The 431-nt window shown below is 39.9% G+C and carries 1 protein-coding gene; it reads left to right on the top strand.

Annotation, left to right across the window (positions count from 1 at the left end; all coding sequences use genetic code 11):
• Positions 1-321, top strand: a 321-nt coding sequence (locus ACGHEH_RS21785) for a hypothetical protein (RefSeq protein ID WP_390449908.1), incomplete at its 5' end; no start/stop codon positions are given.
• Between the last annotated feature and the right edge of the window lie 110 nt (positions 322-431).

Consider the following 431-nt stretch of genomic DNA (forward strand, 5'->3'; position numbering starts at 1 on the left):
GGCGTTATATTCCCATGGAGGCCTATGTACTCTGAACCTTGGAGCAATATAGAAGACTACAGTCCTGCACACGGAGCAGCACTGTTGACTGAAATGGCAACAGAATTACCTGTTGGTCATGAGTTGTATGGTAAAAGTTCTAAAATCCTCGCAAAGCGAGAAGATAGAGATGATGTTTTAGTCATTTGTGACAATAAGTTTTATGTTGTTCATTTAACTTGGTCAAACAAGAAAGAAGTATTGCCATATCCAGAAACGAAATCTTATGACTCTCTAGAGTTACTGCAAGAGCAGCTTGCAAAAGACAGCCTTAACTTTTGAGCGTCAGGGAATATAACAAATTAATTAAACAATGGACGCAAAACAGCAGGCTTGCGCTCATTCTTCGCTTAGTTTAGCCTGCTATTTTCCGCCGTTTATTAAGGCGTTAG

This window comes from Pseudoalteromonas sp. MTN2-4 (assembly GCF_042848605.1).
Lineage (GTDB): Bacteria > Pseudomonadota > Gammaproteobacteria > Enterobacterales > Alteromonadaceae > Pseudoalteromonas.